Consider the following 24695-nt stretch of genomic DNA (forward strand, 5'->3'; position numbering starts at 1 on the left):
AAGGCTCACTAAATGATAACTGATGGGAGTGTCAGAGCTGCAATACTGAGGAAAAACATCACCTCAAAGCTGCTATTAAGTCCATCGCTAAATAGCTTCTGATGGTTATCTCAGACGGAGAGTGATTCTCCTGGGTATATTCAAAATTAGTACTTATAAAGTAATTTAACAGATCTGATTACCTAAAGGTTAGCAGCTAACTAGATAGATTTAAAAGTACCTCAAATTCAAAGAATTGAAGCAAAATGCGGGAAAAGCAGGATGTTAAGTTTAACATCTTCTCGGTGCGCTGGATGAGCATTTTCATATGAGCCTTACAGCAACGTAAGTTGAGCCTCTAAGAAACAGCAGTTATTTCATATAGCCATAATTTTGCTAAACCATTTCAGATGAAGTAGATCTTGATTGCAAAATTTCCGAAAGGGTACCATCAAGATCTCCTTTGTTCAAATGGCCTGAAATTAATTTTAAATGAAAAAAATGAAAAAGTTAACATTATTAGCAGCTGCTATAGTATTGCTGTGCGGACAAATGGCAGCGCAGACAAAAAAGAAAAAGTCAGATTCTAAAACTAAAATCGAAATGAAACAGATTAATCCGAAAGACTTTACCACATTTAAGGTAAGCGACAATGTCGCGATGTACGAAGTAGCATTTAAAAACCAGTACAAACTGGAAGTAGTTGGCCATTTGTTTATGCCAAAAAATCTGGACCAGAGCAAACAGCACAGAGCCATAATCTTTGGAGCACCTATGGGAGCTGTTAAGGAACAGGGAGCTGATGTTTATGCAGCAAAACTTGCAGAAAGCAACTTTGTGACCCTTGCAATAGACTTGTCTTATTGGGGTCAGAGTGAAGGACAGCCGCGCAATGCTGTTGCACCTGCAATGTACGAGGAAGATTTTATGGCAGCGGTCGATTTCCTGGGAACCCGTCCATTTGTGGACAGAAATAATATAGGGGCCTTGGGAATTTGCGGAAGCGGAAGCTTTGTTATCAGTGCAGCCAAAATAGACACCAGGATTAAAGCAATCGCAACTGTAAGTATGTATGATATGGGTTCTGTAACACGTAATGGCATTAAAAAAGGCCAGACACTGGAGCAGCGCAAAGATTTTATCGCTTCTACAGCCAACGAACGCTACACTGACTTTGAGGGTGGTGATTCCAAATGGGTCAATTACCTTCCTGTTAAGCTGCCTGCGGATGCCGATCCTATCAGAACGGAATTCTACGACTTTTACCGCACCCCTCGTGGTATCCATATACCAGCAGACCGTACATTGGAATTAACACAGAACAGACAGATCAGCACTGAGGTGAAGTTTATGAATTTCTATCCATTTAATGATATTGAGACAATATCACCTAGACCACTGCTAATTATTACCGGTGACCATTCACATTCAAGGGAGTTTAGTGAGGATGCTTACGCACGTGCTGCTGAACCAAAGGAATTATTGGTTGTTCCGGATGCAGGCCATGTGGATTTGTATGACAGGGTTGATAAAATACCTTTCGATAAGATTGAAGCATTCTTTACTAAATCTTTAAAATAAAGAATAGCAAAATCTAGTATAAAGATTTAAGTTAAAAGCTGGCCTCGCGGCCAGCTTTTTTTATGCAGCCAGAAGCTGTAATGAATGCACCAGACTGCAAAAAGTGTCTTTGAGAGTCAGAAGACCAAGACTTGTCACTACTCTTTTATGCGAATTACAGCGTAAGCGTTCTGGAGTCCGGAAATTCCCTTTAGATCAATATTTTCAATTAACTTAATTTTGAAGCGGCTCAACTGTGTCTTTGACGCTTTATAGAAAGCCTCTGAGATTACCATATCCGATTCATGACTTCGGCATACTGCCTGAAGTCTGGATGTAAGGTTGAGCACCCCGCCGTGATAAGCTATCTCTGTTTTGTATTCCCCTACCAGTGCCGTAGAGACAACCCCGCAATGCATGGAAGTTCTAAACTGGGGAACTTCGCCATACTTCTTTAACAGTTCATTCTTTTTATGCAGTAAGATATCCCTGAGTGCAAAATGTACTGAAACGCAGCTCAGGTAATCAAAATTTTGGCCTATCTCCCAAGAAATCACAGCTTCATCTCCGACATATTGGTAAAGTTCACCTCCTTTATCAAGTGTAATTTTTGCCAGTTCACGAAAACAGTCTTGTAAAAGGTTGCTGAAAGACACATTACCTAATCTTTCGACCATGGGTGTTGAGTCCTTGAGATCTATAAAGAGGAATACACGCTGCTCATCTTTGGGGTTGAAATAGGCATTGCGGATAAAATTCGAAAAATAGTTTGTTCCAAGATTACGCCGTAAAGTCAGGATGGTTCCGGCTGCAATTTCAATAAGAATAGGAAAAACGAATACCTGCTCAATGGCATTTTGCGGCAGTTTTGTCAATGGGTCGGTACTGCTTTGGTCAGGGTGGCTGTATATGAATGCAACCCCCAGCAAAATCAGGGTGATCAGTCCTGCAAATACCATAATCCTAAAAGATGAGTTTAACAGGAAACTTTTTGTTCGTATCATTCTAGGGTAGAGAAAGCTGTGAAGTATTCCCATAACCAATCCTGCGCCTATGGCTATAAGAACAACAAAGCCGTAAAGCTTTCCTTTTGTCATATCGGGCTGCAGCTTGTAAACACTGACAATTGATTCAGATGACATATCGTTTACCTTGGTATAGGATATCAGCAGGGAGGCCATGATCCAGATGACAATCACGTAAAGGATTTCAGTTAGATGGTATTTTATTCTATGTCGGGAGATCATCAATAATAATTGTTATTTTTCTGTTGAAAGATTCTGCCGGGCTGCACAGCCAGAACGACCAAAATATGCAGACAGCGCAGTTACTAGTATGCAGTTAATTGTAAAGATGCAAAAATTATACTTTCTGATTATCAAATTAAGAATGTATTATTAATCGGGCCTTTACTGCTGCAGCGTCCTGAATTAAAACAGTATAATTTCAATCAAAACTGCATTATTGACACGGATCAGAGGTTTAAAAAATTCTATGCTGGCATGCTCCACTTCCTTGTAATTCCTTGAAGCAGCTCTAAACTCAAACAGAGCAAAGCCTAGAGCGGTATAAAGCTGGCCCAGCTTCCACTTGGCAAAATTAGCAGCATTATTCTGCTTGGACAGCTGATAACTTATAAATTTCTCGCGATCGTTTTCATCCCTGTCAAAATATTCCCTGCTGTTTATCAGGTAATCCCGATAATCATCAAGCTCATAGTCTTCCCAAATTAAAAATGCAATGCCTTCGGTGAATGCTTCTATATTCTGCTGCCGCATACTTTCCCGAATATCTGAAGTAATATTGAAAGGCTTCAGTACATAAGGCATACTTCCAGCAGAAGAAGAAAGCTCCATAATTTTGGCTTGTATTTTTTCGATAATCATATTTTTGATAAATAATAAAGGCAGGAACGTATTCCGGGATTTGACTTAATATAGCTTTCCGCATCCTGATAATATTGCAAGAGGAAATAATCGCTATCACACATTTGCCTTCGCTAATAGCTGTACTCGCCAATAGCAGGCGCGTTTTTAAACTTAAGTTTAGATCAATCTACTATTTGTGAATATATACAGGTGATGTTGTGGACCCGCAATTATTTGAATTACTGGACTCGCAATACTCATTACTGAAAGTAATGCAACAAAACTAAATTATATTTAGCCATAATATCTAACTCGTTACTTGAAGGTTAGTTGCTATTGTACAAGTAACGTTTTTCTTAGTTAATTCGTAAGTGATCTTAAGAAAACTATTCAGCAGTTTTGGATAGTTCTACAACTGTCGAAGTACTTATGAGCCCTGATGAGCAAACAGGTAAATAAGAACTTTAGATAACATTTTTTTTTATTTTATTAGTCATTAAAGGTTGTCTTTGCCAGACAGCCTTTTTTGGCTGAAGTACAAAAAGAGTTTTAATGTATTATATGCTGTTCCAATTGTTCAAAGCACACGCTGAACAGTTCCTGCGGAAGATAAAGAAGTAATGATGGAACATCAGCTGAGTAAGCAGGATCGATATTATATAGTTGAAATTAAATCAATAGGCAGTGACAATGATTTACACCCTTCTGACAAAGATTTTAATCAATGGAGAAAGGTGGTTGGGCGGATTTAAGTTTCCTTCATATCGCCTGCCTTTTGTTAAATTCTATACTTTACACCATTGCAGTCTCAGAGTAAACACGTTCCACAATTTTAATATTATGGAGATCATTGCCAGGTGACGAACTCATATGTTTCTGCACATCATCGTAAGCTTCTGAGTAGGTCTGTTTCCATGTTCCTTTCCAATGTGAATTTTTTGAGTAGCATACAGCTCTGTACTCTCTTTTTAATTCAGCGGCCTTTTCTTTAAATTCTTCAAATTTCATGATTATAAAGTTTTAAATGTTATTGGGAAATTTAATTTTAAACCTATAGAAGATCTGTCACTGAACTGATCATCTTCATCTTCGGATTTTTTGAAAATATCTTTCATATTGTAATATAATTCGATGTTGATTACATTCTGGTCTTTCTCACTATTCTTAAACCCTAAAAGAAAACCCACAATGTTATCAAATTTTATCTTTTCTTCGAAGTTGGTTTTAACGCTGGGCTCAATATGGAATGCAAAGGCCTGGTTAAGAGTTGGAAACCAGTAAAGATTGGCATTTGCCTTCAGCTGGGAAATGTTTCTTTTGTATTCTCCAAGATAGACCGTTTTTGTCTCGGTCAGGTTTCGGGAGTTTGGCGGTGCAGCAATATCCTGCTTATCGTTCAATGTTTTCTTTGTCAGGTCATCAAAATTATCGTTGAGAAGATAAGAAGCTCCCACTGCGAAATAATAGGTGCTGCGCGAGTTATCTTTTAGATTGTATATATTATAGGAAAGGCCGAATTCCAGCTGATTGAAATTAATTTTGGTGATTTGATTTTCATAGGCAGCGGTCTCATTAAAAGAATTGAATGCTTTGTTATTCAGCCTGCCGTAAAAAGAGAGCCAGTTAATGTTATACGACAGCAGGCCTAATTTTTCGAGCCTTGCCTTATTAAATTTTACAAGCTGGTCATCCAGATTTTTGCTCTGTCTGGCGATTTCATTTTTATCAATTCCCTTTGCTTTATTTTTTAAAATGTCAATATCAATATTCAATTGTTTGGTCTGTATCTCGATACTGTCCTTTTTAATATCCTTGCGCAGGGGATCTTCAATCAGCTTTAAGTCTATTTTTGCAAGCTTAGTGAGCAATTCTTGTTTCTTCTTAATTTCCAACTCAGTTTTTTGCTTAGCGAATTCTAACTCGTCCTTTGCTTTTTTAATCACAATTTTAAGGCTGTCTATAGAATACTCATAGTTTATTCTTTTTGTTGCATCACTTTGAATTTCATTTTGAAGATTTTTATACAATCCGAGGTTAAATTGAAGATTCAGGGTGATATTTGAATTTACATCCTCGCCATTGACTAGCGGCACAAGCCCCTCGGTCACGCCTCCTTTTAAATTAATATTTAAGCTGGACTCATCCTTGATCTTAATGTTTCCAGCCAGACTCGCAATTTCATCCTTGGTACTGAATGTTGCGTAGGTTCCAAAGTTGGTATTCTGGCCGGTCAGGATTTTAGTGAATTCCCGATCTAACAGACCTTTGTAAAACTCAGTGTCGACAGGTTTTTCCTGCGCCTGGCAAATGATTGACAGTAGAATAAAGATTGTAAATAGAGTAATTTTTTTCATGATACGTTATTAAGAATTACTTTATAAAAGTAGCATAAAAAAACAAATCAGAATAAGTATAAATACCTGTTTTTTAGTGTTTTAAAATTTTTCTCATGTTTGTTGGAAAAATTATCGCAGACAGAAAAAAAATTAAATTTTGAAGCAGAATCAAATAAAGTTTATTTGAAATTCTGCTGTATTTTAATATCAAATTTAATAAGAGGTAAAAGAGCTCTTAATATATATGAGACCTATTGGGCTCCCCATTCTGGAGGAGTGCTTGAAAACACCATTAAAATCAACTCATTAAGGAATAGTCACGGCCAAAAAGTGCCACTTAAAGACAAGTGGCACCATTTTTTAATATACTTTTTTTCTAGAAAAGGTATTTTTTTAGAAGATTTAATCCTTTTTAATTGTGTCAGTTTTTTAAGAAATCTATTCTAAACTAGCCGAATAATTTCTCTATTTGAAGGCATATTAGATTCTATATCCGCCAGAAACCTCAATTCGCTGCGCATTAATCCATTTGGAATCATCAGAACAAAGAAAGGCTACGACACTTCCAATATCATCGGGCAAACCGACCCTTGCTAAAGCAGTTTCAGAAGCCAGATGCTTATTCAAATCTGAAATATCACGTACCACACCGCCTCCAAAATCAGTTTCAATGGCCCCTGGAGCAACGGAATTGACTCTAATTTTTCTGCTACCCAATTCCAAAGCCTGGTATCTTGATAATGAATCGACTGCCGCTTTCATGGCACCATAAACAGAATATCCAGCAAAAGAGAATCTTGCCAAACCAGAAGAGGTGTTTACAATGCTGCTGCCGTCATTCAGTAATGGTAATAGTTTTTGAGTTAAGAAATATGGGCCTTTGAAATGAATATTTGTCATAGTATCCAAAATTTCTTCTGTTGTTGTTTCAAAACTTTGGTTAATTCCGATACCTGCATTGTTTACCAGCGCATCTAATTTAGCAGAAGAAAATTGAGCATCTAAAACATCTTTTACTTCAGTTACAAATTGGTCAAAACCGGCAGTTGAAGAAATGTCCAAAGGCAATGAAAACGCTTTTTGCCCAATAGTTTCAATTTCTTTTACCACCTGGTCCGCAAATTCTTTTTTGGTCTGATAGGTAAGGATGATATCAAATCCTTTTTTCGCCAGCTGTAAAGCCGAATCTTTTCCAAGTCCGCGGCTTGCGCCTGTAACCAATGCTATTTTATTTTGATTGTTTGACATTTTTATTGTTTTTAACTTTATGTATTTTTACTTAATTCTTTGTTCAGTCTATCTCTTACTTTTTTATGATGTTTACAATTCCTAATTTAAGATGTTTGCCCTGAATTCATTTGGCGTGCTCCCTACTTCTTTTTTAAAAAGGCGTGAAAAATAAGTCGTGTTTTCGAAACCAAGCAGATGAGAAATTTCAGTTATATTCAGTTCGCCTTCGGTCAGTAAATTTTTTGCCTCGCCGATCAAAAAAAGATGAATGAGCTCCAGAGCAGTCTTTCCTGTTTCCTGTTTGAGCAAATCAGTTAAATAACGGGAAGATATATTCAGCTTTTCTGCCATGAGAGATACAGTTGGCAATCCAATATTTTGTGTTTTTCTTTCTTCAAAATTAGCAGCAAGCAAAGCGTTAAACTTTGTGGCTGTAGAACCGGTGAGCTCTGTACGGTTTATAAACTGCCTTTTATAAAAGCGCTGTGAGTATTTAAGCATGGAATCCAGATGGCTTACAATAATGGCTTTGCTGAGTTCGTCAGTATTATTGTTGTATTCTTTTTCAATATTGAAATACAGATTCCAAATGATATCCTCCTCTGCAGGTGAAAGATGTAAAGCCTCATTAACCTCGTAATCAAAATAACTATATTTCCTGATTTCGTTATAAAGGACTGTTCCCGGTAAAAAGTCTTCATGAATCATAATTAGAAATCCCTTTTCCTCTAATTCCACATTTTTAAAAACTACTTTCTGCTGGGGCTTTGTAAAGGACATGGAACCGCGGTCATGATCATATTTTGTTTTGCCATACTGCATGCTTCCAGATTTCAATTTTTTAAATCCTATAATATAAAATTCAGATGAAAATTCCAGAATATTATTACCGCTGCAGGTGTCCCGTTCACCATATGCGGCACTAAAGAGCGGGTGCTGGGGAGGTTTGATATCGAGCGCTTCATGCAGATCGCTGATTTTTTTGAAATGTATCATTGTTCTTAATTGTAAAAACAGATCCGGTAAATTTGGATTCTGTTAATTTAAACTTTCATTAACCATGTGCCGCCACCGACACATCCTGCCATGATTCCCATGTCTTCAGTCTTTCTGAGTAAGTGTGCTGCACCCAGGGAAAAGCAGTTTTGCCCAGCAGTAATCTGAGTGGGGGATTTTCAGAATAAACGAGCTTAACAAGAGCTTTGGCAGTGGATGCAGGGTTACCTGAATCCTGCTCGCCGGCATGTTGATAAAATTCTTTTCGTACACCGTCGTAAGCCGGTATTGATTCGCTGAGTGCAAGGGAAGTGGTCCCGAAGAAATCTGTAGAAAAACCACCTGGTTCTACAATGGTAACTTTAATGCCAAATTGGCTTACTTCACCCGCGAGTGTTTCAGTAAGGCCTTCAACAGCAAATTTAGTTGCACTATACAGACCCATTAATGATACGGTATTCAAACCCAGAGCACTTGAAAGCTGAATGATATGTCCTGATTTTTGCTGGCGCATGATAGGCAGAACTGCCTGAATATTCCATAATGATCCCAGTACGTTGGTTTCAAACTGAGCTCTTACGTCCTGCTCTTTTAATTCCTCTACTGCTCCTATGTGTCCAAAACCGGCATTGTTTATTAACACGTCGATGGTGCCAAAGTGCTTTTGTGCACTTTCAATCGCTTCAAAACTTTCGTTTCGATCAGTAACATCAAGTTTTAGCACCAAAAGCGATGATGAAAATTCTTTGTTAAGCTTGGTGAGTGTTTCAGGATTGCGAACAGCCGCAACTACATTATCGCCGCGTTTTAAAAATGCCTCTGCCCAAATTCTTCCGAATCCACGCGATGCACCTGTTATAAAAATTGTTTTTGCCATGATATTAATTTTTAATATTTTGATATGGACAAAGTTCGCACAGACAGTACAGACGGTTATGATACAAAAGTAGGCAATAATGAAACATTTTAACGAAATTGCTGCAGCTCTGGCTTACTGTTTCAAAGAGAGTATATAAAAACACAAAATCCCATCACATTTGTTGAGAGGGATTTTGCAGTGCAGTCACTATAAATTATTTTGACTTAGGATTTTTTTGAAACAATCCTCTATTGTATTCTACTACCTCTGGATGTGTTGGATAGGAAGGAAGGGCAGAAAGATCAGCTATGGCCTTATCTCTTAATAACGGTGCTGCTTCTTTTACACCATCAGAGAGTGCCTGTTTTAATTCTTCTTCATTAAGTTCCGTACAGTAAGCAGGAGTTCCAGGCTGATGTCTCCAAGATTCAGAAAGTCTGCCCGAGTCAACAGCATCGTAACCGGCATCATTAACTAATGAGGCAATTACTTTTTTAGCCTGCGGATCATCACCAGCTACAGCCATTGCTATTCTGTCTTCAGCACCGCTGTTTTTTCCGCCGTTTGCCAGTGTTTCTGCCAGCAAATTATTGAAAGCTTTTACAACAGGCCTTCCTAATTGTTCGGACACCCAGACACTTTCTACTTTTCCGTTTTTGATCTCTTCAATATCGGCATCACGGAATGGATAATAATTTGATGTGTCTACCACAATTACATTTTCCGGAACACCTGCCAGCAAATCTTTAGGCAAAGTTGGTATTGCTATGGTAGGCAATGATAAAATAATGACATCTACATCTTTTACAACATTCTTTAGTGTTGCAGCTTTAACACCCAACTCCTCAGCACGGGTCTGTAATTTGTCAGCCTGATCTGAATTATTCACCATCACTTCATGACCGGCTTCTGCCATCTTTTTTGCGATCGTACCGCCTATAGCACCGGTACCAATTATTCCTATTTTCATATTTTTTTTATTTTATTAAAATTATTATTGTTTACTATTTCTTGACGGTAAGCCGTTTATTGAACGGTTTATATCTACTGCATGATCAACAAAGTCATCCGGATAGTTTCCGGAAACCAAGATGTCAAAAAATTCCTGTCCCAAATTTTTCATCTTGCTAAATGACAGTTTCTGCTTTTCTGTTAAGGTTTCCCTCACTGCCGACTCTCTTGCTTTCTTTAGGTCGCCAAATTGCAGGTCGGTACAATATGCCGGACCGCAGGCCTGCTGTCTCCAGGACTCCTCTAATGGGCCAGCATCCAGGGGATCAAATCCTGCATCCTCAACCAAGCCCATAACTACATCTATCTCTTTTTGGATATCTCCCGAAACTGCTACGGCAATTCGACCATCACTGTTTTTTGGTTTTCCTTCAGCTAAAAGGCTGTAAGCTCCAATATTGCTGAAAGCTTTCACCACTGTTCTGCCTAACTGCTTCTGTACCCAAACACTGTTAACCATTCCATTTTCAATTTCTTCTATCAGACCATCTCGATGCGGCCAATAATTTGTTGTTTCTACAACGACAACACGTTCTTCAAGCTTACCTTTCAAGCTTTTTGCTAATTCTGGAATTCTCAGTAGTGGAATTGATAAAATCAAAACATCAATACCTATTACAACCTCATCCAAATCAACTGCTTTCGCACCAAGATCGTCTGCTGTCTCCTGTATTTCTGATATCCCTTTTGCATCAGCTAAAAATACTGTATGCATTGATTCAGTGAATTTTCTTGCAAGTATTCTGCCGATCAGACCGGCACCTATTATTCCTATTTTCATTTTCTAACATTAAAGATTTTACTTGGCTGTCATACCTCCATCTACTTTATATTCTGATGCTGTAATGTATGAAGCCTCATCGGAAGCTAAAAAAAGCACCAGATTGGAAACTTCCTTAGGTTCTGCAAAACGCATCATCGGAATAGGTTCTAATGCTTTTGGATTATCAAACGCAGCAGCTGGCGCAATGCCTGTTATAACACCTCCAGGATGAACTGAATTAACTCTGATTCCTCTGGTAGCATACTCTAGAGCCGCCATTTTTGTCAGCCCCGTAACTGCGAATTTGCTTCCAACGTAGGCTGCATTTGGCGAACCGGGTGCAACCTGCAGGCCGGAAACAGAGGAAATATTAACAATAGATCCAATTCCAGCTTTGAGCATTGAGGGTATTACAGTTTTCATTCCCAAGAAAGTACCATCCACATTAATAGCCATTACTTTCTTAAAATCATTATATTCCAGATCGGCAGCGTTTGCAAATGCACCGGCAATACCAGCATTGTTAACCAAAATAGTTACGTGTCCAAAATACTTTTCAGCACTTTCCAAAACACTGATCCATTGCTCTTCACTTGTTACATCATGCTTTATAAATATGGCATCATCACCTAGCGAGTCAGCCAAATCAGCACCCTCTTTTTCAAGCACATCTGTGATTACAACTTTTGCTCCGTGCTCAACAAATAATCTTGCATGAGCCTCGCCCATTCCTCTTGCGCCACCTGTAATGATCGCAACTTTGCCTTCTAATCTTTTCATTTTCTTTTATTTTATCTTTTTACTTAATTTAAATTTTAATCATCCATTCCATTTCAATATGGAAGGTTTAAATGGTCATTTAAGACATATCCTTAATAGAGCTGTAATTTCTATCAAACAACACGGTGATCAATTCCATACTGATCCGGAACTCCGAGGTGTCCGCGTAAAGTTTTACTTTCATACTCTCTGTGGAAAAGCCCGCGCTCCTGCAGCAGCGGAACAACCTGATCCACAAAGGCATCAATTCCATCCGAATTAACATCAGGTGAAATCCAAAACCCATCTGCAGCACCTGCTTCATACCAAGCCTGCATATGATCTGCCGCTTCTACGCCAGGCCCTGCAATTACAGGATGATAATCTATTACGCCGTGGGCAAGAATATCAAGAACGGACCAGCCTTGCCTAGCAATTTTCAATGCATTGGAAGAACGTGGATCATAACGAGATGGACGTGCAGTTTCCAGCTGCGCTTCCGAAAGCGGTTCATTTATTAAGGAAGGGTCTATTGAAATACCCAGCATTTTTTGCAGGTAGTCAATTTTTTGTATAAGCGAACTGCCTCCTAACTGTATTCGGCGATCGAGCGCCGTGCGTCTGTCCTTGGCAATGGTGGTCATCAGTCCGGCAATGTATTTGATTTCATCCGGATCACGACCGTAACTTTTTGCCGCCGCTCTAAATGCATTGCGCTGCGCTCTTGCATCTTCAATTGTAAATGCTGCACCTATTACAACGCTTGCAAAACGTCCTGCCAATTGATGTGCATTGGGGCTGCCGCCTGCGTGAAAGATGATTGGCTGTCCCTGCTCTGACGGCGGAATGTATAAAGGTCCTCTTGAACCGACATATTTACCCTGTAAGTTGATTGGAAGAATCTGATCTTTCTTTGCAAACTGACCACTCTTTTGGTCGTGTATCCAGGCATCTTTGCCCCAGCTCCCCCAAAGTGATTGAATGAGTTGGACCGACTCATGAGCACGTCCATAACGATCTTGGCTCGACGGAATTCTTTTTCCGTAATTAGCCGCAACATCTTCACCGCTTGATGTAATTGCATTCCATCCGGCCCTGCCATGGCTCATAATGTCCAAAGCCTTAAATTGTCTGGCTAGATTAAAGGGTTCATTAAAAGTGGTTGATCCGGTAGCGACCAATCCAATATATTGAGTTTCTCTGGCAACTGCGGCGAGGGTCATCATCACATCAAGATTGAAAACGGGGGATTCTGTTTCTATATCTGTCATAACTGCACCGGGACCGTCCGGCAAAAATATAAATTGAAATTTTCCACGCTCTGCAACCTGAGCCTGCTTTACACGGATATCAAAACTCGTATAGCTTTCTGGGTCAACTCCCGGCATACGCCACGCCCCCGATTGAGATCCGTATCCATTTCCAAGATGAAGTCCAATAAGCATTTTTCCCACAGCATTCATAAATTGAATATTTTGATTGATAATATTGCAAAATTAACCAAAATTACTTTCCTTTGTATATCTCTTTCCCAAAGGAAAGCGAAATAAATAATTTATCATGTCGAAAAAGAAGCCTTATTGTGAGTGCCTAAATACCGTTAAGCCTGTACGGGACACACTTGAAGTAATTAATGGAAAATGGAAATTATCCATCATTATCTCTGTAGGTGTAGGAAACAGCCGATTTACTGAAATTCAAGAAAGCATTCCGGGATTAACTCCAAAAGTTCTTTCTAAAGAACTTAAGGAACTAGAACAGCACCAGCTGATCAAACGGATTATAACGAACGATTATCCGGTCAAAATATCGTATTGCCTAGAACCCTACGCAGATACCTTGACACCAATTATTTATGCTATGAAAGATTGGGGATTAAACCATAAGAAGAAAATTTTTCAGGCGGATAATCCTATAGATATTTAAGTGATTTTCTGAAAACTTTTTAATACATTTACATATATTAATGTACATTGACTGACTGAGATAAAATTGATGGAGTACAAAGGGCTAAAAAGCGCCTAAATATCTATGAGACCTATTCGGCTACCCCTTTTTGAGGAGTGCTTGGAAACACCAGTAAAATCAACGATTTAAGGAATAGGCAGGTCGTCCTGCCACCCCGACAAAAGTCTTTTCAATTTTGAAAAGACTTTTTTTTGCTTTAAACTCAAATAAAAAGCTTTACGCCTTTGTTAGCTGTTTCTTAAACATACTAGAAACGAAATAAATAGTATTCGCCACGAATTCACGAATTTTCTTTTTAAATACTTTACTAAATATTATTCGAATTAATTCGAATAAATAATCGTGAAGATTTGAAAAAACAATTCGTGAATTCGTGGCGAAAAAATCGTTCTTATTATTTTTCCATACTTATATGAGCAGGATAAGATTCCTTATTAGGCAAAGAAAATTCTTCATCAAAAGGCTGTGTTCCTTCTCCATTATTATATAATGCCACACGTTTTACACCTGTTGCTGTGCTTCCTCCTGTAGAATTTATAACATTTTGAATATTCCCCGGACCTGCAAAACGGGTAATGCACATTTTTTCAAGTTTCACATTTGGACTGTTTGGCACTTCAAAACCATTTTTCTTGTTTACATTACCATCCGTTCCTGTAAACACAGCATACGATCCTAATCCGATACTATGATGTTCTTTAACTGTATTGGCAACTTTAAAAGCAGCATAACCACTAACTCTTCCGCCCTGACTGCTCCAGCTGGCCTGATCAGGTGCATCATAAGGAGGTTCGTTCTGAAAAAAATATGTTCTTCCGCGTTCACCAAGCCATAAGACTTCATATTCCTGATAATGTTCTGTAAACAACCCATAAAGTGTCACATCATCACCAGTAACGATAAGTCCGTTTTTACATCTGTCCCTCGTCCATCTCAAAGCGCCTCCTTTCTGCGAACCATGATCGGCACGCCACAACCAGAAATGATCCCCTACGACATTATTACTGTTTATCTGCATAGACACTTGTATCTGAATATTTTTTGACTGAACCCCGCCTACCCTGCACGTAATATCTGAAAGCAGGATCGGATCTGCCGAATGATCGCTGTCAGCACCTTCATTGCCGATTCTCACCTGATAAGTGGTACTATTAAAAGAATCCATAAGAAGTCCGGCAATAATAATTCCGTCCTTATCATCAGCATAAATACAACCCCAGATATTTTTGTCCGTTGGCTCCAGCGTTACTGAAGCTATACCAGCTCCCAAAAGTATTGCATCTTTTCTGTTTACCTGAATTGGGGCATTTAAGGCATAATGTCCCGGGGTAAAAAATATATTTTTACCAGCTTTCAGCGCTGCGTTAATTTCTACATCAGTATCACCTTCTTTGGCAACATACCAATCCGTAAGCAAATCCTGAATTTTTCCTTTCCCCATATCGGCTGACGACCAGGAGACACCTACCCTGTCTTTCTGCCACTCCGGAACAAACACTTTGTATTCACCGTCATTATCAATAAAAAGAAAAGGTTTTTCCCTGATAACAGGTGTAGTCGCAACGGGTGAATTGGATTCATCTGCCTGTGGCGGATTAACACAACCCTGCCATACCATATTATAAGAGCCTCCCATAGTTCCGGAGCCCGAAGGAAAAATTGTATTACGGGTATACCATTGCTGCTGCCCTCCCCAGTTAGGTCTTGATGTGGTATAATGAGTATCGGCAATAAATCCGCCGCTTCCCCAAAAATTAGTATCTCCAATATCTGAAATGTATTTTGAAGTACTTTCAATCAGCATTCTTCGGGCACTGGTGGACTGAGAAACCGTCCAGGCAAAATCACGCATTACGGTTACATTTTCCATAGAACGCCAAAAAGTACAGGTTGCATTGGCACCGCCCGAAAGATGAGGTCTTGTAAACACCGAACCCAATTTTACATCAGACGGCACTCTTCCTAAACCTCCAATATGAGAATAAAATCCCAGTTCTATGGAATTGGCCTCCGGAGCCGATGCAGAACCCGACCCGCCCGCATCGTAAGTCTGCCCTTTAACATTGGGTTTAAAATAATACGTCTGGCGTTTGGTAGTCCATTCGCCATTTGCACCACTCAGACCAATAGCTCCAAATTGTGAATTAATATCGTTTCGTGCCGTTTCTGCCTTTTCATATTTTCTGTCATAGAAATACACATGGTCGCCAAAAATCTGATTTTCCAGTGAAATGATGATAACTGCAGAACCACGGGTAATTTTATAGTAGTTCTCGTATTTATTTTTGTTCGGTTTATTGTCTGTAAAGGTCAGTTTAGAAGTAGAACCAACCTGTACAAAGTCTGCTGCGAGACGGCTTCCTCCTCTTGTTACAATGTAATTACCCGAAGAGCCAAAAGAAGACCATGACAATGTAATAGTCTTTTTCTTCTGATCGTAAACAATTTGGTATTCTGTTTTTTTCTCCTGTTCTTTTTCATGCAGCAAATAAGGCGAAACAAAACTGCATAAAGTCAGCATAAACACCAATGCCGTACATACTGGAATCGCTTTTTTTCTAATAAAAATGTTCATTTTTGTGGTTTGATAGTTTGTAATAATAGTAATTCTAAAGAAGCCCAAAATAGCAATAATCTTTAACCTGCAGGTCCATTTTTGAATTCGAATTTCTTATCAAAAACTATACAAAGTCCCTGTTTTGCACTCTAACTCCTAAATAAGTCCTCTTCAGCATGCCCAATCTTTCTTAACAGACCTTTACAACTCCTTATTTATTTTAAGCAAAAAAAACTTACGGTATCAAAATGTTATTATATTTACAGATTAGTAACATTATATTTATTTCTGCATGGAAAGTTTTCTTTTAGTTGGATTATTTTGTTTCCTAATTTACATCCTTAATACAATCAAAGGACGTTTTAACGATCTCGAAGATACCGTTAACAGACTTAACAAAAAGATCGATTCTTTAAAAACAATTGAGCAGCCTGTCGAAAAAAGGGAACCGGCTCCTGTTGTAATTCCGAAAGAGGAAATCAAATTGGAAACCCCAATAGCCGAAAAACCTGTTCCTGTTATACCGGCAAAAGAAGAAACACCGGAAATAAAAGCAGAGAAGCCCGTTTTTGCGATGGAAGCCAAACCGGCCGCAGCACGTCAGGAAACCATTGTCAAACCAGTTGTTCCTGTAGAACCTGAAAAAACATTCTGGGAAAACTTTAAGGAGCAGAATCCGGATTTAGAAAAATTCATTGGTGAAAACCTGATTAACAAAATCGGGGTTTTAATTCTGGTACTGGGTATCAGCTACTTTGTGAAATATGCTATCGATAAAGATTGGATTAACGAACCGGCCCGTGTTGGAATTGGTATTTTGTCGGGTGCTCTTGTAATGGGAATTGCACACAAACTGCGAAAAAACTATGCCGCTTTCAGCTCTGTTATTGTAGCCGGTGCGATTGCCATTTTTTATTTTACGATTGGAATTGCTTTTCATGATTATCATTTATTCAACCAGACGGCTGCCTTTAGCATCATGGTAGTGATTACCGCTTTCAGTGCCCTGATCTCTTTATCTTATAACCGTATCGAACTGGCCGTACTCTCGTTAATAGGCGGTTTTGCCGTTCCGTTCATGGTCAGTACCGGACAAGGAAATTATGTCGTTCTGTTTACTTACATCATCATCCTGAATGTCGGTATTCTGGCAATTGCTTATTATAAAAAATGGAACCTGGTTAATATCCTCTCCTATGTATTTACGGTTTTATTATTTGGCGGATGGTTAACTCAGGAACTTACTACCGAAAAACCACATTACCTGGGAGCTTTAGTCTTTGGTTTTATATTTTACTTCCTTTTTATTTTAATGAATATCATCAACAATATCAAATCGAAAGGAGAGTTCTCTAAGGCACAGTTATCGATTTTAGCCAGTAATACTTTTTTATTTTATGGTGCAGGAATGGCCATTTTATCCCTTTATCATCCTGAATTACAAGGTTTGTTTACTGCTGCCCTGGCCTTACTGAATTTAATCTATGCCTGGATATTGTATAAAAAATTCAACCTCGATCAAAAAGCAGCTTATCTGCTTATAGGACTTACACTGACTTTTATAACATTAGCCGTTCCTATTCAGTTTGAAGGAAACTATATTACTCTGTTTTGGGCTGCAGAAGCTGTTTTGTTATTATGGCTTTCCCAAAAATCAAAAATTGCAAGCTATCGATTTGGTTCTGTTATTGTGCACACTTTAATGATAATCAGTCTTATAATGGACTGGAAAAAATATTATACCGGCGTCGAAATACTAAACCTCCTGTTAAACCCGGTTTTCATTACCGGAGTATTTTCAGTGTTTTCACTGGCAGCCGTGCATTATTTGCTAAAGAATGAAACTGAAAATTCAGCTCTCCTGGGCCTTACTTTTAATCCCGAAAAATACAAATCCTATGTCATTCAGCTGGCTTTGGTGCTTTCTTACATGACCGGATTACTTGAAATTATATACCAGTCGAGCCATCGTATTGAGAACTTCTATAGTGCAGTTTCACTTCCTATAGTATATCACCTGCTCTTTTTCGCGGTACTATCTTTTGTTTTGATGAAAAAGGAAACAGAAACAGCCCGCCAGTCAGCTATTTTAATAACCATTGTAAACATTGTCTTGTTTGCTTTTTGGTTTTCCAATTACGCTTTTTACGAACATACCGATATTATCAGTACTGGAAAGGGGCAGCCCATTTCTTTCTACCTGCATTATGTTTCACTGGCTATTATTATTTGTTTTGGATATCAGCTGTTTCAAATCAGCAAAAAAACGGCTTATTCCTTTTTTCAAAAACCATATTTTATGTGGATGGCAGCATTTTTCATTATTTATATCGCCAGTTCCGAAGTAATGCTGCACGGCTTGGTATTTATGAATTCTCCTGTGTCAGATCATGATATACAAATCAGCGAGAAATATCAGTATTACAAATCAGACCTTTCAGCACTCCGCTATTACGTCGCTCAGGATTTTATCGATCTGGCCCGGCTTAAAATAATTAAGACCGGATTCCCTGTTTTGTGGGGAATTCTGGCTTTTATATTTTTAATTACCGGAATAAAAAAACAATTTAAATCACTTCGAATTATTGCGCTGTCTTTACTTGGCCTCACGATTTTAAAATTATTTCTTTATGACATCAGCAATATTTCCGAAACCGGAAAAATCATCTCCTTTATCCTTTTAGGAATCCTGGTGCTGATTATCTCTTTTGTATATCAAAAAATCAAAGTTTTAGTTATTGACGAAAACAAACCAAACAACAACAATGAAACTAAATAAATTCTTCTTTCTTCTCTTTGCTGTACAGCTTTCTTTCGGGCAGTTTCAAACCACTGCCAAACTCAGTAAAGTTTTGCATAATGGCTTATACGAAATTATCCTGACTCCTGAAATCCGGTCGTATTCAGAAAAAGAACTGACCGACATCCGGATTTTCGATTCAAAGGGTAATGAAGTACCCTATTTTTTTCGGGACAGCAAACCTGTTTCTTCGGATTCTTTTGAGGAATATCCTATTATTTCAAAAACAGCAAATCCCAAAAAAAGCACTTCACTAATCGTTGAAATTCCATCTGCTGCCGGAAATAATCAAATTTCACTAATTATCGCTAATTCAAATTCTTCTAAAAAATACACCATTTCCGGAAGCAATGATCAAAAAGAGTGGTTTGGAGTCTCAGACACTCAAATCTTAACCGACCTAAACAGCGATTCAGAATCGACTGTAACGAAGACCATTTCCTACCCTTTAAGTACATATAAATTTTTAAAAATTGATTTTGACGATCAAAAAACGCTTCCTCTTAACATCCTGAAAGCGGGTCGTTTCACCACCAGCAAAACATCAGACCCCTTTCTTGAGGTAAACGTTCAAAAAAATACTGTAACCCAAATTCCTTCTAAAAAAGAAACGGAGATTCATGTTCAGCTTGCAAAGCCCCAGGCAATCGATCAGATTGTTTTCGAAATTTCGAAACCGGCTTATTACAACCGCAGGGCCGTGCTGTATAAAAAGACCAAAAGAATTACAAAACGCAAAACAATAATCTACGACGAAGAACTCGTCTCTTTTGAACTTAAGGCAGGTACTACAAACACTTTCAGCGTTCCAGGCTTATTTGAAAAAGACTTTTATATAAAAATTGAAAATCACGACAATCAGCCTCTGGTTATTCAAAAAATACAATACAAACAGAAAGTAACTTCTATTATCGCTGATTTAAATGCTGATGAAAATTACACCCTGAAAACAGGAAACAAAAACCTGAACAGTCCGGATTATGACCTTTCAGATTTTCGGGCCGACCTTCCAAAAATCCTGCCTCAAAGTGTTATTTCCGGTATTACGCACAAAGCTGTTGTCCAAAATCCGGCAGCGGCAAAATCTTTCTGGCAGCAGTCCTGGTTTTTATGGCTCTGTATTGTTCTGGGCGGATTAACAATTGTTTATTTTACCATAAGTCTGGTTCGGGATTTAAAAACTAAATAAGGAATAAAAAAGACCGCTCTGGTTTTCAATTTTATCAAAGCTGACGGAAAAACGAAAACAAAGCGAAAGAATTTTCGTTAATAATTATCTGTAAAAGAAAAATTAAAATCTGTCCAGCACCTATGAAACCACGATTGAGCAAAGTTTCATAAATGTTAACAAAATAGATTTTCAAAAACCATAAATAATTGTATTTTTACGGTTCAAAATTCAGAAAATAAATGGGCAAAATCATTGCTATTGCTAATCAAAAAGGAGGCGTTGGAAAGACTACTACATCAGTAAATCTTGCAGCCGCATTAGGTGTTTTAGAAAAAAAAGTATTATTAATTGATGCTGATCCTCAGGCCAATGCTACATCTGGCCTTGGAATTGACGTGGAAACGGTTGAAACCGGGACTTATCAAATTCTTGAACACACTGTAACACCAAAAGAAGCCATTTTAAAATGTACAGCACCAAACGTAGATGTGATTCCGGCTCACATTGACCTTGTTGCGATCGAAATTGAATTGGTTGACAAAGAAAACCGTGAGTACATGCTTAAAAAAGCATTGGAAGAAGCAAAACAGGAATATGACTTTATCATTATTGACTGTGCGCCATCTCTTGGTTTGTTAACCCTGAACGCCTTAACCGCTTCAGATTCAGTAGTTATCCCTATTCAGTGTGAATATTTTGCACTTGAAGGATTAGGAAAATTACTGAACACGATTAAGAGTATTCAAAAAATACACAACCCCGATCTTGACATCGAAGGTTTATTATTAACCATGTACGATTCAAGATTACGTCTATCAAACCAGGTAGTTGAAGAGGTGCAGAAACACTTTAACGATATGGTTTTTGATACGGTTATTCAGCGAAATGTAAAATTAAGTGAAGCACCGAGTTTTGGCGAAAGTATCATTAATTATGATGCTACAAGCAAAGGTGCCGTTAATTACATTCATTTAGCACAGGAGATTATAAAGAAAAACAGCAAATAGTTTTTATGACAAAAGCAATTAAAAAACAAGCCTTAGGAAGAGGATTATCAGCCTTATTAAAAGATCCCGAAAATGACATTACATCAGTAGAGGATAAAAATGCTGATAAGGTTGTTGGAAATATTATTGAGCTTGAAATAAGTGCTATCGAAATAAATCCGTTTCAGCCAAGAAGCAATTTTAACGAAGAATCATTACGTGAATTAGCCACTTCTATCAAAGAACTTGGTGTAATTCAACCTATTACTGTTCGAAAATTAGATTTCAATAAATACCAGTTAATTTCAGGAGAACGTCGTTTACGTGCTTCTACTTTAGTTGGACTTACTCATGTTCCGGCTTATATTCGTATTGCCAATGACAATGAGTCACTGGTTATGGCCTTAGTTGAAAACATTCAGCGTCATGATTTAGACCCAATTGAGATTGCCCTTTCTTATCAGCGTTTAATTGATGAAATTCAGTTAACACAAGAACAGATGAGTGAGCGTGTTGGAAAAAAACGTTCTACTATTTCTAATTACCTGCGTCTTTTAAAACTGGACCCGATTATCCAGACCGGTATTCGCGATGGTTTTATCAGTATGGGACACGGTCGTGCCATAATCAATATTGAAGACTTAGATGTTCAGACTGATATTTACCAAAAAATTGTAAGCCAGAATTTATCAGTTCGTGAAACCGAAGCACTGGTTAAAAACTACCACGAAGGCCAGCAGCCAAAAGCGGAAGGAAAACCTAAAGCTGATTCTTCATTTATGGTCAGAGAAACTCAAAAAAATACTTTCAACGATTATTTTGGTGCGAAAGTTGATATTAAAGTCGCCGGCAGTGGAAAAGGAAAAATCACTATTCCTTTCAATTCTGAGGCCGACTTTAACCGAATAATAAAATTAATAAACGGATAGTGAATAAAATTGTCCCCATAAGCATATTGTTCTTTCTCACAGGAACCGTTTCTCTTTTTGCCCAGGTAAAAAAAGACACGGTTTTGGTCGTAAAAGACACTACTGCATTACAGGAAATAGACCCGCTTAAACCAGCAAAAGCAGCCTTTTATTCGGCTATCTTACCCGGATTAGGCCAGGCATACAACAAGAGATACTGGAAAATTCCGCTCGTTTACGGTGCTATCGGAACGAGTTTGTACTTTTATATAGACAACAGCAAAAAATACCATGATTATCGTGATGCCTACAAAAGAAGACTTGAAGGTTATAATGATGACAAATACCAGTATCTGGACGAAAGCCGACTTATTGCCGGACAGAAATTTTACCAGAGAAACAGAGATTTATCTGCTTTATTTGTTGTTGGTTTTTACGTTTTGAATATCATTGATGCCAATGTTGATGCAGCCCTGCTTCAGTTTAACGTAAACGAAAGACTATCACTGCGCCCGGAAATCTATCCGGCTGACGTAACATTTAAACCAAATGTTGGATTAACTTTTAATTATAGTTTTAAATAGTATTTTAATTTCTATTTAAAATTCACAAATACATATAAAATGAAAATTGCACTTTTAGGGTACGGAAAAATGGGTAAAGTAATTGAACGAATTGCTTTAGAAAGAGGTCATGAAATTGTTTTAAGAAAAGACGAATTTAATACTTACGACGGACTTTCAACAGCCGATGTTGCCATTGATTTCAGTGTTCCTTCTGCAGCGGTAAGCAATATTTCCGCCTCTTTTAATGCCAGTGTGCCTGTCGTTTCCGGAACAACGGGATGGCTGGAGCATTATGATGAAATGATCGCACTCTGCCATGAGAAAAAAGGAGGATTTATCTCCAGCTCCAACTTTAGTCTGGGTGTCAATATATTCTTTGGATTAAATGAATATCTGGCTAAAATCATGAAGCAGTTTGACGCCTATAAAGTTTCTATGGAAGAAATCCATCATATTCATAAACTGGATGCCCCAAGCGGCACGGCCATTTCGCTGGCACAAGGTGTTATCCAGAACAGCAACTACGCTGAATGGACGCTGGAAGAAGCCAAAAGCAATCAAATTCATATTGAAGCAAAACGAATTGGAGAGGTTCCGGGTACACATACGGTAAACTACGATTCTGCTATAGACAGTATAGAAATAAAACATACTGCCCATAACAGGGAAGGTTTTGCACTTGGCGCCGTTATTGCAGCAGAATGGCTTGCCGGAAAACAAGGCATTTTCACAATGAAAGATGTATTAAATTTACAATAAACAGAATACAATTCCGGATTATTAAATCCCGTATTTGAAACTTAAAATACAATATTATGACACTTTACTCTTGGTTCGTATTTTTCTTAGCTGTCCAGATTATTCATTTTTTGGGCACCTGGAAATTGTATCAGGCAGCCGGAAGAAAAAGCTGGGAAGCTGCAATTCCTGTATACAATTCAATTATTTTAATGAAAATTATCAGCCGCCCGACCTGGTGGACTTTGTTACTTTTCATCCCGATTATCAACCTGATCATGTTTCCGGTAGTATGGGTAGAAACACTAAGAACCTTTGGTAAAAAATCAACTTTAGATACTATTTTAGGAATTTTTACCCTTGGCTTTTACATCTATTACGTCAACTATACACAGAAATTAGAGTATAATGCCAACCGAAAATTAACCCCAGAAAACAAAACGGCCGATACTGTAAGCTCATTGCTTTTTGCTATTATTGTCGCTACTCTGGTACATACTTATGTTATTCAGCCTTATACAATTCCAACTTCTTCCTTAGAAAAATCTTTACTAATTGGAGATTTTTTATTTGTAAGTAAAGTAAACTACGGACCGAGAGTCCCAATGACGACCGTTGCACTGCCAATGGTACACGATTCTATCCCTTTAACCAAAAGGAAATCATACTTAAGCTGGCCGCAGCTGCCTTACTTCAGGCTTCCGGCTTTTGAAAAAATAAAAAGAAACGATATTGTTGTTTTTAACTGGCCGGTCGACACGGTACATTATTTTTATGAGCCAAAAGGAAGACCCGGGGTTATCAAACCAATTGACAAAAAATCAAACTACGTAAAAAGATGCGTGGGTATTCCGGGAGACAGTCTGTCTATCGTAGATGGTTTTGTATTCATCAATGGGCAAAAATTAATCTTACCGGAAAGAGCTAAACCTCAGTATTCTTATTCGGTAGCCTTAGACGGAAAAACCCCTATTGATTTTGAAAGTTTATTTAAAGAACTGGACATTACTGATCCTGCAGGTTTCAGAACTGAAAAAAGAGATACTTTATATTTCAGAGCCTTAACAGAAGCCAGCGCCGAAAGACTAAAAAACACACCAGGTATAACTGCCGTTAAAAGAGAAATCGACAGAGGAAACGACAATGCTATTTTCCCTCACATCAATAAATGGAATCAGGACAATTTTGGTCCTATTTACATTCCTGAAGCAGGAAAAACAGTTCAATTAACCAATGTATCGATTCCTTTCTACAAAGAAATCATCACAAATTACGAAGGAAATACGCTAACATTAAAAGGTTCAAAATTTTTAATAAACGGCAAAGAAACCAACAGTTATACTTTTAAACAGAATTATTACTGGATGATGGGAGACAACCGACATAACTCTGAAGACAGCCGTTATTGGGGGTATGTACCGGAAAATCATATCGTAGGGAAACCGGTATTCATCTGGATGAGCTGGGACACCAACGGAAAAGGAATCAACAAAATCCGCTGGAGCAGAGTATTTACAACGGTAGACGGAGAAGGACAACCGCATTCGTATTTTAAATATTTCCTAATTATACTGGCTCTTTACTTTGTTGGCGAATTCTTTTGGAGAAAAAGAAAACAAAATAAAGCTTAAAACGTTTAT

21 protein-coding genes are annotated in these 24695 nt (G+C 38.1%); 9 read left to right on the top strand and 12 right to left on the bottom strand.

What is annotated here, in order from left to right; translation table 11 throughout:
* Positions 1 to 480 precede the first annotated feature (480 nt).
* Positions 481 to 1560: an alpha/beta hydrolase gene (locus ACODST_RS04925; protein WP_488930996.1), complete on the top strand. Its 1080-nt coding sequence runs from the start codon at positions 481 to 483 to the stop codon at positions 1558 to 1560.
* Positions 1561 to 1697: 137 nt separating this feature from the next.
* Here ACODST_RS04925 and ACODST_RS04930 read toward each other — a convergent pair whose 3' ends face one another.
* The 11 genes from ACODST_RS04930 to ACODST_RS04980 form a co-directional block, all read right to left on the bottom strand.
* On the bottom strand, positions 1698 to 2738 hold the full coding sequence (locus tag ACODST_RS04930) for an adenylate/guanylate cyclase domain-containing protein (RefSeq protein WP_488930997.1): 1041 nt from the start codon (positions 2736 to 2738) through the stop codon (positions 1698 to 1700).
* Between the two features lie 231 nt (positions 2739 to 2969).
* Positions 2970 to 3425, bottom strand: a complete 456-nt coding sequence (locus ACODST_RS04935; RefSeq protein ID WP_488930998.1) for a hypothetical protein — start codon at positions 3423 to 3425, stop codon at positions 2970 to 2972.
* A gap of 774 nt (positions 3426 to 4199) precedes the next feature.
* A complete protein-coding gene (locus ACODST_RS04940) occupies positions 4200 to 4415 on the bottom strand; it encodes a hypothetical protein (RefSeq protein ID WP_488930999.1) in 216 nt (71 codons plus the stop codon).
* A gap of 2 nt (positions 4416 to 4417) precedes the next feature.
* Positions 4418 to 5761 carry a hypothetical protein gene (locus ACODST_RS04945; RefSeq protein WP_488931000.1) on the bottom strand — a complete coding sequence of 448 codons (1344 nt, stop codon included), beginning with the start codon at positions 5759 to 5761 and terminating at the stop codon, positions 4418 to 4420.
* A gap of 462 nt (positions 5762 to 6223) precedes the next feature.
* Positions 6224 to 6991: an SDR family NAD(P)-dependent oxidoreductase gene (locus ACODST_RS04950; protein ID WP_488931001.1), complete on the bottom strand. Its 768-nt coding sequence runs from the start codon at positions 6989 to 6991 to the stop codon at positions 6224 to 6226.
* Between the two features lie 81 nt (positions 6992 to 7072).
* Positions 7073 to 7969, bottom strand: a complete 897-nt coding sequence (locus ACODST_RS04955; RefSeq protein ID WP_488931002.1) for a helix-turn-helix domain-containing protein — start codon at positions 7967 to 7969, stop codon at positions 7073 to 7075.
* Positions 7970 to 8027: 58 nt separating this feature from the next.
* Positions 8028 to 8846: an SDR family NAD(P)-dependent oxidoreductase gene (locus ACODST_RS04960; protein ID WP_488931003.1), complete on the bottom strand. Its 819-nt coding sequence runs from the start codon at positions 8844 to 8846 to the stop codon at positions 8028 to 8030.
* 196 nt (positions 8847 to 9042) lie between these two features.
* On the bottom strand, positions 9043 to 9798 hold the full coding sequence (locus ACODST_RS04965) for an NADPH-dependent F420 reductase (RefSeq protein ID WP_488931004.1): 756 nt from the start codon (positions 9796 to 9798) through the stop codon (positions 9043 to 9045).
* A gap of 24 nt (positions 9799 to 9822) precedes the next feature.
* Positions 9823 to 10620, bottom strand: a complete 798-nt coding sequence (locus ACODST_RS04970; protein ID WP_488931005.1) for an NADPH-dependent F420 reductase — start codon at positions 10618 to 10620, stop codon at positions 9823 to 9825.
* An 18-nt stretch (positions 10621 to 10638) separates the two neighbouring features.
* Positions 10639 to 11382, bottom strand: a complete 744-nt coding sequence (locus ACODST_RS04975) for a glucose 1-dehydrogenase (RefSeq protein ID WP_488931006.1) — start codon at positions 11380 to 11382, stop codon at positions 10639 to 10641.
* A 113-nt stretch (positions 11383 to 11495) separates the two neighbouring features.
* Positions 11496 to 12824 (bottom strand): NtaA/DmoA family FMN-dependent monooxygenase, encoded by a 1329-nt coding sequence (locus tag ACODST_RS04980; RefSeq protein WP_488931007.1) that lies wholly within the window; start codon positions 12822 to 12824, stop codon positions 11496 to 11498.
* A gap of 97 nt (positions 12825 to 12921) precedes the next feature.
* Between ACODST_RS04980 and ACODST_RS04985 the strand changes: the two genes are divergently transcribed.
* Positions 12922 to 13287, top strand: a complete 366-nt coding sequence (locus ACODST_RS04985) for a winged helix-turn-helix transcriptional regulator (RefSeq protein WP_488931008.1) — start codon at positions 12922 to 12924, stop codon at positions 13285 to 13287.
* Positions 13288 to 13723: 436 nt separating this feature from the next.
* Here the strand turns inward: ACODST_RS04985 and ACODST_RS04990 are convergent, their stop codons facing one another.
* Positions 13724 to 15904, bottom strand: a complete 2181-nt coding sequence (locus tag ACODST_RS04990) for a hypothetical protein (RefSeq protein WP_488931009.1) — start codon at positions 15902 to 15904, stop codon at positions 13724 to 13726.
* A 274-nt stretch (positions 15905 to 16178) separates the two neighbouring features.
* Here ACODST_RS04990 and ACODST_RS04995 point away from each other — a divergent pair, with 274 nt between their 5' ends.
* The 7 genes from ACODST_RS04995 (at position 16179) to lepB (ending at position 24686) form a co-directional block, all read left to right on the top strand.
* The gene (locus ACODST_RS04995) at positions 16179 to 18665 is read left to right on the top strand and encodes a DUF2339 domain-containing protein (protein WP_488931010.1); all 2487 of its coding nucleotides are present in this window, start codon (positions 16179 to 16181) and stop codon (positions 18663 to 18665) included.
* On the top strand, positions 18652 to 19875 hold the full coding sequence (locus tag ACODST_RS05000; RefSeq protein WP_488931011.1) for a DUF3999 family protein: 1224 nt from the start codon (positions 18652 to 18654) through the stop codon (positions 19873 to 19875). Before ACODST_RS04995 ends, ACODST_RS05000 begins: the two co-directional genes overlap by 14 nt.
* Positions 19876 to 20096: 221 nt before the next feature.
* Complete coding sequence (locus tag ACODST_RS05005; RefSeq protein WP_379824623.1) at positions 20097 to 20864, top strand: ParA family protein; 768 nt, start codon at positions 20097 to 20099, stop codon at positions 20862 to 20864.
* A gap of 5 nt (positions 20865 to 20869) precedes the next feature.
* Positions 20870 to 21772, top strand: coding sequence for a ParB/RepB/Spo0J family partition protein (locus tag ACODST_RS05010; protein ID WP_488931012.1), 903 nt, complete (start codon positions 20870 to 20872; stop codon positions 21770 to 21772).
* Positions 21772 to 22335 carry a DUF5683 domain-containing protein gene (locus ACODST_RS05015; RefSeq protein WP_488931013.1) on the top strand — a complete coding sequence of 188 codons (564 nt, stop codon included), beginning with the start codon at positions 21772 to 21774 and terminating at the stop codon, positions 22333 to 22335. Before ACODST_RS05010 ends, ACODST_RS05015 begins: the two co-directional genes overlap by 1 nt.
* Positions 22336 to 22374: 39 nt before the next feature.
* Positions 22375 to 23076 carry a 4-hydroxy-tetrahydrodipicolinate reductase gene (dapB, locus tag ACODST_RS05020; RefSeq protein ID WP_488931014.1) on the top strand — a complete coding sequence of 234 codons (702 nt, stop codon included), beginning with the start codon at positions 22375 to 22377 and terminating at the stop codon, positions 23074 to 23076.
* Between the two features lie 56 nt (positions 23077 to 23132).
* The gene (lepB, locus tag ACODST_RS05025) at positions 23133 to 24686 is read left to right on the top strand and encodes a signal peptidase I (RefSeq protein WP_488931015.1); all 1554 of its coding nucleotides are present in this window, start codon (positions 23133 to 23135) and stop codon (positions 24684 to 24686) included.
* Positions 24687 to 24695: the final 9 nt, after the last annotated feature.

The organism is Flavobacterium sp. FG19, assembly GCF_057809475.1.

Excerpts from the sequence above, each read along its gene's own strand:
- ACODST_RS05010 (WP_488931012.1), top strand. The coding sequence starts at position 20,870 with ATGACAAAAGCAATTAAAAAACAAGCCTTAGGAAGAGGATTATCAGCC.
- lepB (WP_488931015.1), top strand. The coding sequence starts at position 23,133 with ATGACACTTTACTCTTGGTTCGTATTTTTCTTAGCTGTCCAGATTATT.
- ACODST_RS04950 (WP_488931001.1), bottom strand. The coding sequence starts at position 6,991 with ATGTCAAACAATCAAAATAAAATAGCATTGGTTACAGGCGCAAGCCGC.
- ACODST_RS04940 (WP_488930999.1), bottom strand. The coding sequence starts at position 4,415 with ATGAAATTTGAAGAATTTAAAGAAAAGGCCGCTGAATTAAAAAGAGAG.
- ACODST_RS04975 (WP_488931006.1), bottom strand. The coding sequence starts at position 11,382 with ATGAAAAGATTAGAAGGCAAAGTTGCGATCATTACAGGTGGCGCAAGA.
- ACODST_RS04965 (WP_488931004.1), bottom strand. The coding sequence starts at position 9,798 with ATGAAAATAGGAATAATTGGTACCGGTGCTATAGGCGGTACGATCGCA.
- ACODST_RS04970 (WP_488931005.1), bottom strand. The coding sequence starts at position 10,620 with ATGAAAATAGGAATAATAGGTGCCGGTCTGATCGGCAGAATACTTGCA.
- ACODST_RS04945 (WP_488931000.1), bottom strand. The coding sequence starts at position 5,761 with ATGAAAAAAATTACTCTATTTACAATCTTTATTCTACTGTCAATCATT.
- ACODST_RS04935 (WP_488930998.1), bottom strand. The coding sequence starts at position 3,425 with ATGATTATCGAAAAAATACAAGCCAAAATTATGGAGCTTTCTTCTTCT.
- ACODST_RS04990 (WP_488931009.1), bottom strand. The coding sequence starts at position 15,904 with ATGAACATTTTTATTAGAAAAAAAGCGATTCCAGTATGTACGGCATTG.
- dapB (WP_488931014.1), top strand. The coding sequence starts at position 22,375 with ATGAAAATTGCACTTTTAGGGTACGGAAAAATGGGTAAAGTAATTGAA.
- ACODST_RS04995 (WP_488931010.1), top strand. The coding sequence starts at position 16,179 with ATGGAAAGTTTTCTTTTAGTTGGATTATTTTGTTTCCTAATTTACATC.
- ACODST_RS04955 (WP_488931002.1), bottom strand. The coding sequence starts at position 7,969 with ATGATACATTTCAAAAAAATCAGCGATCTGCATGAAGCGCTCGATATC.
- ACODST_RS04925 (WP_488930996.1), top strand. The coding sequence starts at position 481 with ATGAAAAAGTTAACATTATTAGCAGCTGCTATAGTATTGCTGTGCGGA.
- ACODST_RS04980 (WP_488931007.1), bottom strand. The coding sequence starts at position 12,824 with ATGAATGCTGTGGGAAAAATGCTTATTGGACTTCATCTTGGAAATGGA.
- ACODST_RS04985 (WP_488931008.1), top strand. The coding sequence starts at position 12,922 with ATGTCGAAAAAGAAGCCTTATTGTGAGTGCCTAAATACCGTTAAGCCT.
- ACODST_RS05000 (WP_488931011.1), top strand. The coding sequence starts at position 18,652 with ATGAAACTAAATAAATTCTTCTTTCTTCTCTTTGCTGTACAGCTTTCT.
- ACODST_RS05005 (WP_379824623.1), top strand. The coding sequence starts at position 20,097 with ATGGGCAAAATCATTGCTATTGCTAATCAAAAAGGAGGCGTTGGAAAG.
- ACODST_RS04960 (WP_488931003.1), bottom strand. The coding sequence starts at position 8,846 with ATGGCAAAAACAATTTTTATAACAGGTGCATCGCGTGGATTCGGAAGA.